The 13,978-nt window shown below is 73.2% G+C and carries 12 protein-coding genes; 10 read left to right on the top strand and 2 right to left on the bottom strand.

From position 1 onward, the window contains the following. Positions 1 to 70: 70 nt before the first annotated feature. The 9 genes from C6361_RS25665 (at position 71) to gatB (ending at position 8,994) form a co-directional block, all read left to right on the top strand. Positions 71 to 388, top strand: a complete 318-nt coding sequence (locus tag C6361_RS25665) for a hypothetical protein (RefSeq protein ID WP_107258328.1) — start codon at positions 71 to 73, stop codon at positions 386 to 388. A gap of 64 nt (positions 389 to 452) precedes the next feature. Further along, on the top strand, positions 453 to 1,379 hold the full coding sequence (locus C6361_RS25660; RefSeq protein WP_107258329.1) for a WXG100 family type VII secretion target: 927 nt from the start codon (positions 453 to 455) through the stop codon (positions 1,377 to 1,379). 61 nt (positions 1,380 to 1,440) lie between these two features. Further along, complete coding sequence (locus C6361_RS25655) at positions 1,441 to 1,770, top strand: YbaB/EbfC family nucleoid-associated protein (RefSeq protein ID WP_159079474.1); 330 nt, start codon at positions 1,441 to 1,443, stop codon at positions 1,768 to 1,770. Between the two features lie 3 nt (positions 1,771 to 1,773). Further along, a complete protein-coding gene (locus tag C6361_RS25650) occupies positions 1,774 to 2,391 on the top strand; it encodes a hypothetical protein (RefSeq protein WP_107269251.1) in 618 nt (205 codons plus the stop codon). An 8-nt stretch (positions 2,392 to 2,399) separates the two neighbouring features. Further along, a complete protein-coding gene (locus tag C6361_RS25645) occupies positions 2,400 to 3,173 on the top strand; it encodes a hypothetical protein (RefSeq protein ID WP_107269250.1) in 774 nt (257 codons plus the stop codon). 176 nt (positions 3,174 to 3,349) lie between these two features. Further along, complete coding sequence (locus C6361_RS25640) at positions 3,350 to 4,618, top strand: sensor histidine kinase (RefSeq protein WP_234358997.1); 1,269 nt, start codon at positions 3,350 to 3,352, stop codon at positions 4,616 to 4,618. After that, positions 4,615 to 5,298 carry a response regulator transcription factor gene (locus C6361_RS25635; protein WP_107258333.1) on the top strand — a complete coding sequence of 228 codons (684 nt, stop codon included), beginning with the start codon at positions 4,615 to 4,617 and terminating at the stop codon, positions 5,296 to 5,298. The genes C6361_RS25640 and C6361_RS25635 overlap by 4 nt, the downstream gene beginning before the upstream one ends. A gap of 133 nt (positions 5,299 to 5,431) precedes the next feature. Continuing rightward, positions 5,432 to 7,366, top strand: a complete 1,935-nt coding sequence (locus tag C6361_RS25630; RefSeq protein WP_107269249.1) for an arabinofuranosyltransferase — start codon at positions 5,432 to 5,434, stop codon at positions 7,364 to 7,366. A 125-nt stretch (positions 7,367 to 7,491) separates the two neighbouring features. Then, the gene (gatB, locus tag C6361_RS25625; RefSeq protein ID WP_107258335.1) at positions 7,492 to 8,994 is read left to right on the top strand and encodes an Asp-tRNA(Asn)/Glu-tRNA(Gln) amidotransferase subunit GatB; all 1,503 of its coding nucleotides are present in this window, start codon (positions 7,492 to 7,494) and stop codon (positions 8,992 to 8,994) included. Positions 8,995 to 9,065: 71 nt separating this feature from the next. Here gatB and C6361_RS25620 read toward each other — a convergent pair whose 3' ends face one another. Then, on the bottom strand, positions 9,066 to 10,703 hold the full coding sequence (locus C6361_RS25620; RefSeq protein WP_107269248.1) for a metallophosphoesterase: 1,638 nt from the start codon (positions 10,701 to 10,703) through the stop codon (positions 9,066 to 9,068). A gap of 118 nt (positions 10,704 to 10,821) precedes the next feature. Next, complete coding sequence (locus C6361_RS25615; protein ID WP_107271179.1) at positions 10,822 to 12,003, bottom strand: sorbosone dehydrogenase family protein; 1,182 nt, start codon at positions 12,001 to 12,003, stop codon at positions 10,822 to 10,824. Positions 12,004 to 12,330: 327 nt separating this feature from the next. Here C6361_RS25615 and C6361_RS25610 point away from each other — a divergent pair, with 327 nt between their 5' ends. After that, a complete protein-coding gene (locus C6361_RS25610) occupies positions 12,331 to 13,956 on the top strand; it encodes a hypothetical protein (RefSeq protein WP_234358996.1) in 1,626 nt (541 codons plus the stop codon). Positions 13,957 to 13,978: the final 22 nt, after the last annotated feature.

The following is a 13,978-nucleotide window of genomic DNA, read 5'->3' as shown; positions in this document are numbered from 1 at the left end:
TCCAAATTGTTGCCCCGATCCGCCCCAGCCGGGCCGATGACACCGAAGTGATCTATTAGGGTGCCTTGTCATGACTGGCGGTTCAGGTGACGGGTTCACGGTAGACCCGACAGCGCTGGAGAGCTTCTCCAAGACCAGCTACGCCCGCGCGGACGACTTCGACGAGATCCGTGGCCGGCTCCGGGACGGCGCCGTCGGGCGCTCCTCCTTCGGCATCATGCCCGCCTCGTTCACCCTCTACGAGCAGTACGAGTCGTGCCTCGACGAGTGCCTCCAGGCCCTGGCGGACGGGTCCGAGGTGATGGAGGTGATCGCCGACGCGGTCACCGCCGAGCGGGACTCGTATGTGAACAGCGACGCCGCCGCGCAGGCCCGGTTCGGCGGCTGACCAGGCACCGCCGCGACGACCCGACCGGCGCGGCACACCGAAGACCACGAAGGGGGAGGGCGCAGTGTCCACCGTCGCGCTCGAACGCAGCAAGACCTATTTCGAGCAGTTCGTCGGCTCCGTACCGGAGCCGCTCCAGGGCTTCACCCGGACGGTGTTGTCACCGTTCGAGCAGCTCCTCGAACAGGTGGCCGGCGATCCCGACGACCTGATGCGGGGCGCGGAACGCTGCCTCGCCGCGTCGAACGACGTGCTCGCGATCGCCGCCCAGCAGCAGACCGACCGGGCCCAGCTCCAGCCGCCGGCCTGGGGCGGCAGCGCACAGGAGGCGTTCCAGACCGGGCTGACCAACGTCGAGCAGACCATCCGGCAGCTCGCCGAGGGCCTCAACGCGGCCAAGGAGGTACTCGTCGAGGCGGCGAACGCGGCCGTCGACGCGTTCAACCTGCTCTGCGAGCTGATCTTCGAGTTCCTGACCGCCTTCCTGATCGAGGCGATCATCGCCGCCGCGGCGGCGTTCCTCAGCTTCGGCGCCTCGATCGCCGCCTTCGTCGTACGCTGGCTGGCCCGGCTGGCGATGACGCTGGGCCGGGGCGCCCGGATCGTCAGCAAGCTGGTCCGGATCCTCCAGAAGCTCGCCACCAAGCTGGACGACGTCAAGACGCTGCTGACCCAGTACCGCAAGCGGGTGATGGAGCTGCGCAAGCTGAAGAAGGAATACGCCATCTGGAAGCAGCAGGGCCGTACCGCGCAGGGGCGGGCGATCCTGGCGGAGCACAGCCTCAAGGTCGGCGTACCCCGCTTCGTCTTCAACCAGGTCTCGCCGGTCAACCTGAGCGGCAAGGGCGGTGCGGTGCTGGACACCGCCGTCGGCATGCACGACATCTCGGACGGGCAGAAGGACCGCAACTACGCGACCGACGGCACCTACCGGGAGGACATCGGCCCGTACACCAAGAGCGTGCAGAATCTGATCGACTCGGTGGGCTGACCGGCCGGTGGGCGGACCGGTCACCGAGGCACCGAAGCGGACGAGAGCAGGAGAGGACGACGTGGCGGAATACCCCGCGCTGGATCGGCTGGAGCAGCTCGCGAACAGCCTGGACGGGCTGCAATCCCAGATGAGCCGGCGGATCGAGGAGCTACAGGCGCAGCCGGTCGAGCTGGAGAGCGAGAGCGGTGCCGTACGGGTGGCGGTCGACCACGGCGGCCGGGTCGACCGGGTCGACATCACCTCCCGGGGCATGCGGTACAGCCCGGACCAGCTCGGCGCGGAGATCACCGGCACGATCCGGCGGGCGCAGCGGGAGGCGACCCGGCGGTTGCAGGACTCCATGCGGGAGGTGCTGGGCAACGCCGCCGACGACTACCCGCTGGGCTGAGCCGTGCCCACCGACTACCGCCACCTCTACACGGACGCGGTCACCAGCAGGCTCGAACCGGGCGAGGCGATCCTGGCGCTCAGCGAGGCGAAGCGTCCGCACGGGCTGGCGCCGGACCCGCCGCCCCGACCGCCGGAGCCGACCCCGGGCGACGGTGCGGCGGTGGCCGGCATGGGGCTGGCCAACGTGGCGCTCAGCGGCCTTGAGGCGATCGACAACATCGGCGGCGGGGGTCCGACCGACTGGCTGATCCGGCTCTTCTTCGGCCGCGCCGCACGAGGCCGGCTCGACTCGGTCGCCGCCGGCTACGTCCGGGCGGTGCCGACCGACGCCAAGCTGCTGGCCGTGGTCACCGACCGGCGGCTGGTGGTCTTCTCGGTCGCCCCCTCCACCGAGATACGGCCGTTCGGCGAGCCGACCCCGCCGGTGGCGGCGGCGAAACTGAAGCCCCTCTGGTCGGTGCCCCGGGCCGAGGTGAGCGGCGCGCGCCGACGCCGGCACCGGCTGCACGGCGCCCGGCTCCGGGTCACCTTCCGGGACGGCTCCTGGCTGGAGCTGACCGGCCCGCTCTGCATGGGCCGGCAGCGGGCCGGCGAGCTGCGCGACGCCCTGGCCGGCTGAGCCCGACCATGCCCGGGAGTTCCGCGCCGGACGACTGGCGTACGGCGTTCGCGGCCGAGGCGCGGCGGCGCGGGGTACCCGGCGCGGAGATCCGGGCGGCGCTGGCCGAGGTCGACACGTACTGCGCCGAGCCGGGCGCGGATCCGGCCGAGGCAACCGCGGATCCGGCCGAGCCGGCGGCGGATCCGGTTGAGGCGTTCGGCGAGCCGGCCGAGTATGCCGCGGCGCTCGCGCACGGGCTCCGCTCGGCGGGACCGGCCCCGCACCGGCGCTCACCCTGGCTGGGCGGCTTCGTCGCCGCCAGCACCCTGGTCGGGGTGATGGCACTGCTCGCCGGGCTGGAGGCGGTGATCGGGTACGGAACCGCCGAACTCACCGTCGGCCAGTTCGTCTCGGCCCTCGCCGGGGTGGCCGGGATGGTCCTCGCCGTCGCGCTGCTGTTCCGGGCCGGGCGGGCGTACCGGCCGGCTCCGGACTGGCGGTTCGGCCTGGTCGGGGCCGCCGCGATCGCCTGCACGACGGTACCCGTGCTGGTCTGGCAGCAGGTGGCGGTACGGCTCCCCGGCTGGCTGCCGCTCGGCGCCGGGGTACTGCTGCTGGTGGCCGCCTGGTGGCCGCTCGCCTCCGGGCGGCTCTCCGCCAACCCGCCGGCCGGGGCGACCCCGGGAGCCGCGGCGGGGGGCCCGGACCGGCGTACCCGGCTGGTCCGCTGGGGCCTGCCGGTCGCGCTGCTCTGCGTGCTCCTCGTCGCCGTCCTGCTCGGTGCCGGCGACCAGTCCTGAGCACACCGCACGCGACCGCGCCCGGGCGCCGGTACTCCGTCCGGTGTACGTGGTGCTCCAGGCGGGCAGCCGCAGGTGTCGGCCCTGGGCTGACGCGCCGCCGGCCCCTGCCGCCTAGCGTCGGTGTCGTCGACCTCACGCGGTGTGAGGCAGGCTTGCCGAAGGAGGAGGCCAGGATGACGACGACGCTGCCGCGACCACCGGACCCGGGCGGATCGGTGGTCGGAGACGACCAGCGGGTGCCGGCCCGGGACGAGGACCCGGCCGGCGGCCCCGCCATGCGGCGACGGCCGGTCTGGAACACCCTGGGCCTGGTCGCCCTGACCCTGGTCGGGGTACCGGTCGGCACCGCCGTCGCCGGTGCACCGATCACCTACGAGGGCACCCTGCCGCTGGCCGGCTGGATGGCGCTCTTCCTGCTGCTGCGCCGCCGCTGGCCGGTGGCGGCCCTGCTGGCCAGCCTGGCGGCCGTCAGCGGATTCCGGATCGCCGAGCTGACCGGTGCCGGCTGGGTCTGGCCGGCGTCGGTGATCTTCTTCGTGCTGGCCGCCGACGACACGCCCCGGCGGCACGGGCTGCGCTGGGCGGTCGGGGCCGGGCTGTTCCAACTGACCTTCGCGGTCAACTGGCAGTGGACGGCCGAGGGTCAGGCGGTGCAGCGGGCGATCGGCGAGGTCGGCGGGGAGGCGCTCGGCCTGGCCCTGACCATCGCGGTCGCGGTGGCGTTCCGGAACTGGCTGCGCTGGCGCGCCGAACTCGCCGCCGGACTGGCGCACGCCGAGCAGGAGCGGCGGCTGGAGGCGGATCGCCGGGCCGCGGAGGAGCGGTTGCAGATCGCCCGCGAGCTGCACGACGTGGTGGCGCACACCCTGACCGTGGTGGGGGTGCAGTTGCGGGTGGTGGACGAGGCGCTGGACGACTCCACCGACGAGGCGCGGGCCGCGCTGCGTACCGCCCAGGAGGTCCGGGCCAGGGCGGTGGCCGACCTGCGGTCGCTGATCGACGTGCTGCGGGCGCCGGGCGACCGGCCGGACGCGGACGCCGTCCCGGCCCCGCAGGCCGACCTGGACGGCCTGGCCGAACTCACCGCCCGGACCCGGGCCAGCGGCCTGGAGGTCGCCGTCGACGTCACCGGCGATCCCGGTACGGTCGCCGCGCCGGTCGCGCTGGCCTGCTACCGGGTGATCCAGGAGGCGCTGACCAACACGGTGCAGCACGCGGGCGCGCGACGGGCCACCGTCCGGTTGGCGATCACCACCGATTCGGTACGACTCGAGGTGCGCGACGACGGCAACGGCCCCGGCCCGGCGGCGGTGCCGGGACACGGCATCAACGGGATGCGGGAGCGGGTCGCCGCCCTCGGCGGTACCTTCACCGCCGGAGCGGCCGACGGCGGCGGGTACGCGGTCCGCGCCACGATCCCGGTGGCAGGCTTCCGGCCGTGACGATCAGGGTGCTGCTCGCCGACGACCAGGCCCTGGTGCGGGCCGGATTCCGCAGCCTGCTGCGCCGGGGCCGGGAGATCGAGGTGGTCGGCGAGGCGGGCAGCGGCGACGAGGCGGTGCGGCTGGCCCGTACCCTGCGCCCGGACGTGGTGCTGATGGACATCCGGATGCCGGGGCTGGACGGCCTCGCCGCCACCGAGCGGATCGTGACCGACCCGGCGATGTCCGGCTGCCGGGTCATCATCCTGACCACCTTCGAGACCGACGAGTACGTCTTCGCCGCCCTGCGGGCCGGCGCCAGCGGATTCCTCACCAAGGAGATCGAGCCGGCCCAGCTCCGCCAGGCGGTCGGGATCGTCGCGGCCGGCGAGGCGCTGCTCTCGCCGAGCGTCACCCGCCGGGTCATCGAACAGTTCGCGCACCGGCCGGTGGCGGCCACCGACACCGAGGCGCGGCTGTCGGTGCTCACCGAACGGGAGCGCGAGGTGCTCCGGCTGGTCGCCACCGGGCTCTCCAACGAGCAGATCGCCGGGCGCCTCTTCATCAGCCCGCTGACCGCCAAGACCCACATCACCCGGGCGATCGCCAAGCTCGGCGTCCGGGACCGGGTCCAGTTGGTGATCGTGGCGTACGAGACCGGCCTGGTCCGACCCGGCAGCGCGGCCGAGCCGTCGGGCTGAGCCCGGCGGCCGGAGGGCGGACCGGAGGCGGCCGTTCGATCGACGGGGATCGGTGGAACGGCCGAGCGGTACCCGGTCCGGATTCGGCTAGCCTGCACCCGGTTCTGTCCTCAAAGGAGACGAGCGGGGATACGTGGAACACGGGGTTGCCGATCAGGATCAGCGTGTCCGCGCACCGGAGCGACCGACGACAGAACCGGAGCCGTCCGGAGCGGGCCGGGCCGGCACCCTCGTCCGGCGCGGCCTGTCGGCGCTCCGCCCGCTGCTCTTCGCCGGTGCCGTCGGACTGGTGGTGCTGGCGATCCACGCCCTGGCGGTGCGGGCCGGGGTCAGTCCCCGGTCCGGGCGTACCGAGTACGGCCTGCACACCGCCGCGTTGGTCGTCGCCGCCCTCGCCGTGCTCGCCGTCTGGTGGGCCCGGCGCCGGGGCCGGACCTGGGATGCCGACCTGCTGCCGGCGCTCTTCGGCGGCCTCGCCGCGCTGACGCTGCTCACCGCGCTGCACGGCACCCCGTTCGACGCCAACGGCCTACAGGGCGACCAGACGTTCCGGACCGCCATCGTCACCCGGTTCGCCGACTCGTGGCGGCTCGCCGACTACACCTACCGGGACCTGCCCGCCTACTACGCGCCGGGCTTCTTCTGGCTGCTCGGCCGGGCCGCCGACCTGGCCGGGGTGGCGCCGTGGAAGATGCTCAAGTACGGCCTGGTCGCGGTGGGCTTCCTCACCCCGCTCGTCTCGTACCTGTGCTGGCGCCGCCTGGTGCCGCTGCGGGTCGCGGCGCTCATCTCGGCGGTGCCGCTGATCGCCCCCGAGCTGTACGAGTCGTACGGCTGGCTGGTGCTGGTCGCGATCGTGCCGTGGTGGCTGGAGGCGGTACACGGGCTCACCCGGCCGGGGTTGCGGCCCCGGCACCCGGTCCTGCTCGGCCTGATCGGCGCGGTGCTGTTCTGCGTCTACTACTACTATTTCTTCCTCTTCGTCATTGTCTTCGCCCTGTTCCTGGCGGTGCAGCGGTGGCGTGCCGAGTTCAGTTGGCGGGTCGTCGGGCGGGGCCTCGGGGTGCTGGGCATCGCGGCGGCCGGTGCCGCGCCGTACTGGGCGCCGCTGGCCTGGAACTTCCTCACCGCCGCCCGGTTCGAGTCGCTGAACAACCGGTGGATCACCCTGAACTCCGGCGACCTGGCCCTGCCGATGCTCTCGCCCTCGGTGCTCGGCGCGCTCTGCCTCTTCGGCCTCGGCTTCCTGGTGGTGACGCTCCGGGAGGCGCTGTCCCGGTCGCTGCTGATCGTCCTCGTCTCGCTCTATGTCTGGCACGCGCTGGGCTGGCTCTTCGCCGCCGTCGACATGCCGCTGATGTCGTTCCGGATGAAGGCCGTGGTCCCGGTGGTACTGCTGGCCGGGGCGGCGATGGGGCTGGTCCGGCTGACCCGGTACGCCGTGGACCGGCTGCCGGCCGCGACCGTCTCCGCCGGGCAGCTCTGGCGGGTGGTGGCGCTCGGCGGGGTGCTGCTCGCGGTCTTCGCCACGGACCGGTTCGTCAGCACCGTGGTCGACGACGACCGGATCAGGGTCGCGCACAACGAGACGTTCCCGGACGGCCGGCTGCCCGGCTTCCACGACGAGGAGGCGAAGCCGAAACTGCCGGCGGCGGAGGCGGTGCACGCGGTGATCTCCGAGCGGTACCGGGGCTCCGGGCATCCGGTCGTGCTCTCGGACCGGGCGAACCTCTTCGCCTTCTACCCGTACTACGGGTTCGTGCAGTGGACCGCGAACTACTCCCACCCGACCGCCCGCTACCACGACCGGCTCGACTTCCTCGACGAGGTGGCCCGGGCGGGCAGCCCGGCCGAGTTCGCCGGCCGGACGGCCGACAACCCGTACGACCGGATCGACGTGCTGGTGCTGCGCGTCGAGAAGGACAATCTGATCTTCCACAGCTCCGACGACGCCTTCCCGTTCGGCACGAAGAGCCGGACGGTCCGGATACCGGTCCGGCTGGTCGGAGCGGAGCACTTCGCCAGCACCACGATCGACGGGTACCTGGTGGCGGTGCGCCGGTCCTGATCCGGCCGGTCGGCGGAGTCGGCGGTGAAACCCGGGCGAGCCCGGGTCGGGGCAACGATTAGGCTTGCAGGGTTCTGTCCGGATGCCGCCGGGGGGCCGGCTGCCGCCCGAGAGCTGGAGTCTTGATGAGCACGACCGTCCTGCCCTCGTACGACGACGTCGTCGAGCGCTACGCCCCGGTGATCGGCCTGGAGACCCACGTCGAGCTGGGCACGAAGACCAAGATGTTCTGCGGCTGCCCGACCGACTTCGGCGGCGAGCCGAACACCCGGGTCTGCCCGGTCTGCCTCGGGCTGCCCGGCTCGCTGCCGGTGGCCAACCGGGCCGCGATCGAGGCGACCATCCGGATCGGTCTCGCGCTGAACTGCTCGATCGCGCCGTGGAGCCGGTTCGCCCGGAAGAACTACTTCTACCCGGACATGCCGAAGAACTACCAGATCAGCCAGTACGACGAGCCGCTCTGCGTGGACGGCTGGCTCGACGTCGAGGTCGACGGGGAGATGGTCCGGATCGGCATCGAGCGGGTGCACCTGGAGGAGGACACCGGCAAGACGCTGCACGTCGGTGGCGCCACCGGGCGGATCCACGGCGCGACCGAGTCGCTGGTCGACTACAACCGGGCCGGCATTCCGCTGGTCGAGATCGTCACCAAGCCGATCCCGGGTACCGGCGCGAAGGCTCCGATCGTGGCCCGGGCGTACGTCACCGAGCTGCGGGACGTGATCCGCTCGCTCGGCGTCTCCGACGTCCGGATGGAGGAGGGCTCGCTGCGCTGTGACGTGAACACGTCGCTCTCGCCGGCCGGCTCCGCCGAGTGGGGCACCCGGACGGAGACCAAGAACGTCAACTCGCTGCGTTCGGTCGAGCGGGCGGTCCGCTCGGAGATGCTGCGCCAGGCGGCCGTACTCGACTCCGGCGGCCGGATCGTGCAGGAGACCCGGCACTTCCACGAGGACACCGGCGACACCACGCCCGGCCGGTCCAAGGAGACCGCCACCGACTACCGCTACTTCCCCGAGCCGGACCTGGTGCCGCTGGCCCCGGACGCGGCCTGGGTCGCCGAGCTGAAGGCGGGCCTTCCGGAGCTGCCCCGGGTGCACCGGCGGCGGTTGCAGCAGGAGTGGGGGCTGAACGACCACGACATGCAGTCGGTGCTGAACGCCGGTGCGGTCGAACTGATCGAGCAGACGGTGGCCGCCGGCACCACCCCGGCGGGTGCCCGGAAGTGGTGGCTCGGCGAGCTGTCCCGGCGGGCCAACGAGGCCGGCGTCGAGCTGGCCGCCGTCGGCGCCACCCCGGCCCAGGTCGCCGAGCTGCAGAAGCTGGTCGACGCGGGGAAGCTCAACGACAAGCTGGCCCGTACCGTGCTGGAGGGCGTGGTGGCCGGCGAGGGCTCGCCGAGCGAGATCATGGCCGCCCGTGGCCTGGAGGTGGTCTCCGACACCGGGGCGCTGACCGCCGCCGTGGACGAGGCGATCGCGGCCAACCCGGAGATCGCGGCGAAGGTGCGGGACGGCAAGGTGGCCGCGGCCGGCGCCCTGGTCGGGGCCGTCATGAAGAGCACCCGGGGCGCGGACGCCAAGACCGTCCGCTCGCTGATCCTCTCCCGGCTCGGCGTCGAGGGCTGAGGTGTGCCGAAGGGCCCCCGCTCATAGTTTTCTGTAGTAGCGGGGGCCCTTCGTCACACCCACCTGCGGCCTCAGCCGGTGGGGGTCGGGTCGGGTGGCGGGGCGCCGGCCGGCGGGACCGGGCTCGCCGGGGTCGGCGTACCGGGGGTCGGGGTGGGCGGCACCGGTGGCTCCGGCTCCTCCACGACGTGCCGTTCCAGGTTGACCTGCGCCTCGCCGGTGCCGCCGAGCAGGATGTCGTCGTACGCCTGGAGCGCCCGCTGCTGGTTGAAATAGAGCACCGACATCGCCAGCGGTGTCGGCTTGTCGCCCTCCAGGCCGCGCAGCCCCGCCCCGCCGGTGGAACCCTGCACCTGTAGCTGGGTCGGCATCGCGTCCGGCACCGGTGGCAGCTCGCGCACCTCCCGGTGGTGGGTGTGCCCGGCCAGCACCAGCGGTACGACTCCGGAGAGCGCGTCGGCCGACGCCGGATCGTGCACCAGGGCGATGTCGACCGGCTTGCCGGAGACCCGGATCGTCGAGGCGAGCTGCTCGCCGGCCCCGGCGACCTGGTCGACCGTCTGCGGCAGGGCGCCGGAGCCGGCCGGCGAGGTCTCCTTGTCCGGGGTGAACCGGGGGTCCCCGATGCCGGCGATGGTCAACCCGGCGACGTTGACGATCGAGTTGTTCAGCACGATCGCGTTCGGCTGCCGGTCGACGGCGGCGGCGGTTGCCGGCGAGTCGTGGTTGCCGCGGATGAAGACGTACGGGACCTTGAGCAGGCCGATGGAGCCGACGAAGGACGCCTCCGGCTCGCTGCCCCAGTCGGTCATGTCCCCGGTGTCGATCACCACGTCGATCTTGAACTGCTCGACGACCGTCCGGACCACCTGCCAGGCGGTCGGGTTCAGGTGCAGGTCCGAAACGTGCAGCACCCGTACGGTGCCCTGCTCCTGGTCGAAGACCGGCAGGGTGGAGACGGTGGTGTAGAGCTGGCTGACGTTGCCGACCATCCGTTGGAGCTGATCGGCGTACCGGCCGTAGTCGTTGGCGATCCGCCGGGCGTCGCCGACGATCGCCGGGGCGTTGACGAGCAGGCCCTCGTAGCGGGGCTCCTCGATCGAGTCCGGCCGGAAGGTCAGCGCGGCGATGCCCAGGCTGCCGCCGGTGATCACCAGCGCCAGCCCGCCGGCCCAGGCCACCCGGCGGGTACGCCGGAAGACCAGCGCCGCCAGGATCATGGTGGCCAGTACGGAGACCGCGACGGTGCGTACCCCGACCCGGATCACCCCGTTGGTCACGTCGCTGACGGCGGACTGGCTGGCCCGGCTGATGCTGGCCGGATCGTCGATAAGTGCCTCGGTGCGGCGCTGGTCGAGCGAGCCGAGCCGGACGGAGAGGTGCGCGGGGCCGGCATGGCTGCTGAGCTGGAGCGCGCCGAGCGGCGGGATGGTGACGGTGGTGCCGCCCTCGACCGAGGGTGTGATCGCCATCTCCGCCCGGAAGGGCCCGATGTCGGTCTGCATCCGCCCGCCGAGCAGGGCGCCGACCACGATCCCGACCACCGTGACGGCGATGATCGACAGGGCCAGTCCGGCCCGACGGCTCGGTTTCGAGGTCAGGACGGCGCGGCAGCCCCGTACGGCGGTACGCGACCAGCCCAGCACACGCCGAGCCGCCGGAGGCGTCGTGCCGCCGGCGGCTCGGGTGTCATTCCTCCGCCTGTCCATGCTCAATCATCACCTGCCCAAAGCGACATCTTCGAAACCCGCCGCAGGTGCCGCGCCATTTCCACCGCGGGTATGAGCCAACTCACCGGCCGCCCGCCCGGCCGTCCAGCCGGAGGGGTCAGCTCCGGCCGGCCGTACCGCCGGAGAAGACCAACCGGAAGATCCGGTCGTCCTGGGGAGCGGGGTCGCGCTTGCCGTCGTGGTTGGAGGTGGAGATCCACAACGAGCCGTCCGGTGCGGCGACCGCGGTGCGGAGCCGACCGTACTCGCCGACGAGCAGCGGGCGGGGCTGGCCCAGCACGGTGCCGTTCGCGGTGAGTTCCACCAGCCAGAGCCGCTCGCCCCGCAGGCAGGCGGCCACGAAGACCCGGTCGATCATCGCCGCCCCGGAACAGGACGCCTCGGCGGTGGTCCAGGTGACCAGCGGGTCGGCGTACTTGTCGGCGTCGGCGCCGCTGCCGCCGCGCCCCTCGACCTCGGGCCAGCCGTAGTTCTTGCCCGGCGTGATCAGGTTGATCTCGTCCCACTGGTTCTGCCCGAACTCGGTGGCGTAGAGGCGCTTGTCGGCGTCCCAGGCGATGCCCTGCACGTTGCGGTGCCCGTAGGACCAGACCAGCGAGTTCGGGAAGGGGTTGCCCGGGGCCGGCTTGCCGGCCGGGGTCATCCGGAGGATCTTGCCGCCGAGGCTCCTGAGGTCCTGGGAGAGGCCGCGCTCCGAGGCGTCCCCGGTGGTGGCGTAGAGGAAGCCGTCCGGGCCGAAGCCGAGGCGACCGCCGTTGTGGATGCCGGAGAGCGGGATGCCGGTGACGATCGGCGTCGGCTCGCCCCCGAGGGTCAGCTTGGCGATCCGGTTGTCCTCGGCGGTCGAGTAGTAGACGAAGACCGACCTGTCCCGCTGGTAGCCGGGGGAGACCGCGATTCCGAGCAGGCCGCCCTCGCCGGCCGCGTCGACCTCGTCGAGGGTCTGCACGGTAGTGACCTTGAGGCCGTTCGTGTCGGATTCCGGCCCGACCTTCAGGATCTTGGCGGTGTCCCGCTCGGTCACCAGCGCGCCGCCGTCGGGCAGGAACGCGATCCCCCACGGGATCTGCAACCTGCTGGCCAGCACCGTGGCCGCGACCTGCTGCCCGGCTCCGTTCTGGCTGGGCGAGACGGAGGGGGTGGGGAACTTCGGCGGTTCGCCGGCCGGGTCCGGTTCCGGCTCGCCGAAGGCACAACCACTCGTGACGAGCACGGCCGCCGCACAGAGCGCGACCGCCGCGCGCCGACGGCTGAGTCTGGGGTACGGGCGAGCGCTCACCCGGCCCAGCGTAGTCCGATCCCACCGTGTGCCGTCGGTTCGCTCGATCATTCCACCGATCTTCCGGAGTCGTCGCTGCTCGGGGCGCCGGCCGGCATGGTGGGGCCGGCAGGTCGCCCCGGCCGGGCACCGGGATCGGCGACCGTCAGCGGGACGAGTCGTGCCGTCCGGGACGGGTTCCCGGCAGGGGACGATGATCCACTCTCGACCCTCCGGCCCCGGCCCGGATCGAATCAATCACGTCGACAAGCCGCGAACGGTGCCGAGGAGATGAATCGGGCATGTCGCCGAGGCTCCCGCCGGTCCGGCCGTGCGAGACTCCCCGGCATGGCGCTCGCCACCTCGCCGGAGCTGACCGGGTCGCCACCCCGGCCCGCCCGGCGGCGACCCGGGCCCGGGCACGTCGCCGCCGCGCTCGGCGTGCTCGGTGTCGGCTACCGGCTGGCGCTGCTGCTCGCCGAGGTGCCGCCCGGCAACAGCGACGAGGCGGTCACCGGGCTGGTGGCCCGGCACGTGGCACAGGGGCGGGAGTTTCCGCTCTTCTTCTACGGCCAGTACTACATGGGCGCCCTGGAGTCCTATCTCGCCGCGCCGCTCTTCGCGGTCCTCGGCTCGTCCACCCTCGTACTGCGGCTGCCCAACCTGCTGCTCTACGCCGCCTTCCTGGCGCTGATGTGGCAGCTCACCCGTCGGCTCTACACCCCCTGGCTGGCGGCGGCCACCGTCGGCCTGCTCGCCCTCGGCTCCGACCGGATCGTGAAGAACCAGCTCATCGCGGGTGGCGGCTATCCGGAGATGAACCCGGCCGGCGCGCTGCTGGTACTGCTGGCGGTCAACCTCGGCCTCGGCGTCGTCCGCCGGCCCGCCCCGGCGTACGCGGGCTTCGGGCTGGTCGCCGGACTCACCCTCTGGGACGACTGGCTGATCCTGCCGTACGTCGGCGCGGCAGCCGCGGTGCTGCTCGGGTTCCGGTGGCGGGCACTGGCCGGCCGGGCCGGGTTGGCGCTCGGCGCCGGGCTGGCGCTCGGACTCGTCCCGATCGTGGCGCACAACCTGACCGCCGCGCCAGCAGACCGCTCGCTGGCCGTCTACGCCGCGCTCGGCGGCGGCGCCGGTTCGTGGCCGGAGCGACTCTACGGCGGCGTCCTGCTCGGACTGCCGATGGGTACCGGGCTCTGCCCACCCGGCCGGTGCGCGCCCTGGCAGTTGGGCTGGGGCGTCGTCTACCCCGTGCTGCTGGCCGTCGCCGCCGGGGCGGCCTGGCGGGCGCTGCGCCGCGCCACCGACCGGGCGGCCCGGGTCCGGCAGGCCGGCCGGCTCGCCCTGCTCGGCGCGGCAGCGCTGACCCTGCTGGCGTACGCCGGCAGCGGTGCCGCCGCGAGAACCCCGGTGGAGAGCGCGCGCTACCTCTCGGTACTGCTCATCTCGACCCCGGCCGTGCTCTGGCCGCTCTGGTCGGTGCTGACCCGGCCGCCCGGCACGGTCCCGGGCCGGCCCCGGAGGGCGGCGGCCGTCCGGCTGGCGGCGGCGGCCCCGCTCGCCGGGCTCGCCGTCAGCATGCTGCTGGCCAGCGCCGCCCTGGTCGCGGCCGGTCCCGAACTGGCCCGGAAGGCCGCACAGCGCCGGGACCTGGTCACCGGCCTCGACCGGCTGGGCGTACGCCGGTTCTACACCGACTACTGGACCTGCTACGACGTCATCTTCCTCAGCCGGGAACGACTCGTCTGCGCCGTGCTCGGCGCCGACCTGCGCCCCGGCTGGGACCGTCACCCCCGCTACCCCCGACTCGTCGCCGAGGCGGACCGGCCGGCGTTCGTCATCGCCGAGCGCTCCCCGCTGGACGCGGCGGTCCGGGCACACCTGCGCGGGAGCGGCCTGCCGGTCACCGTCACCACCGTGGCCGGACACCACGTCTACCAGCCGTCCGGGCCGGTCGGCCTGCCGCTGCGCTGAGGCCGGCGCGACGACCCCGCCC

Origin of the sequence: Plantactinospora sp. BC1, from assembly GCF_003030345.1 — a bacterium.
In the GTDB taxonomy this organism is placed as follows: domain Bacteria; phylum Actinomycetota; class Actinomycetes; order Mycobacteriales; family Micromonosporaceae; genus Plantactinospora.
This window is presented reverse-complemented; position numbering and strand designations above follow the sequence as displayed.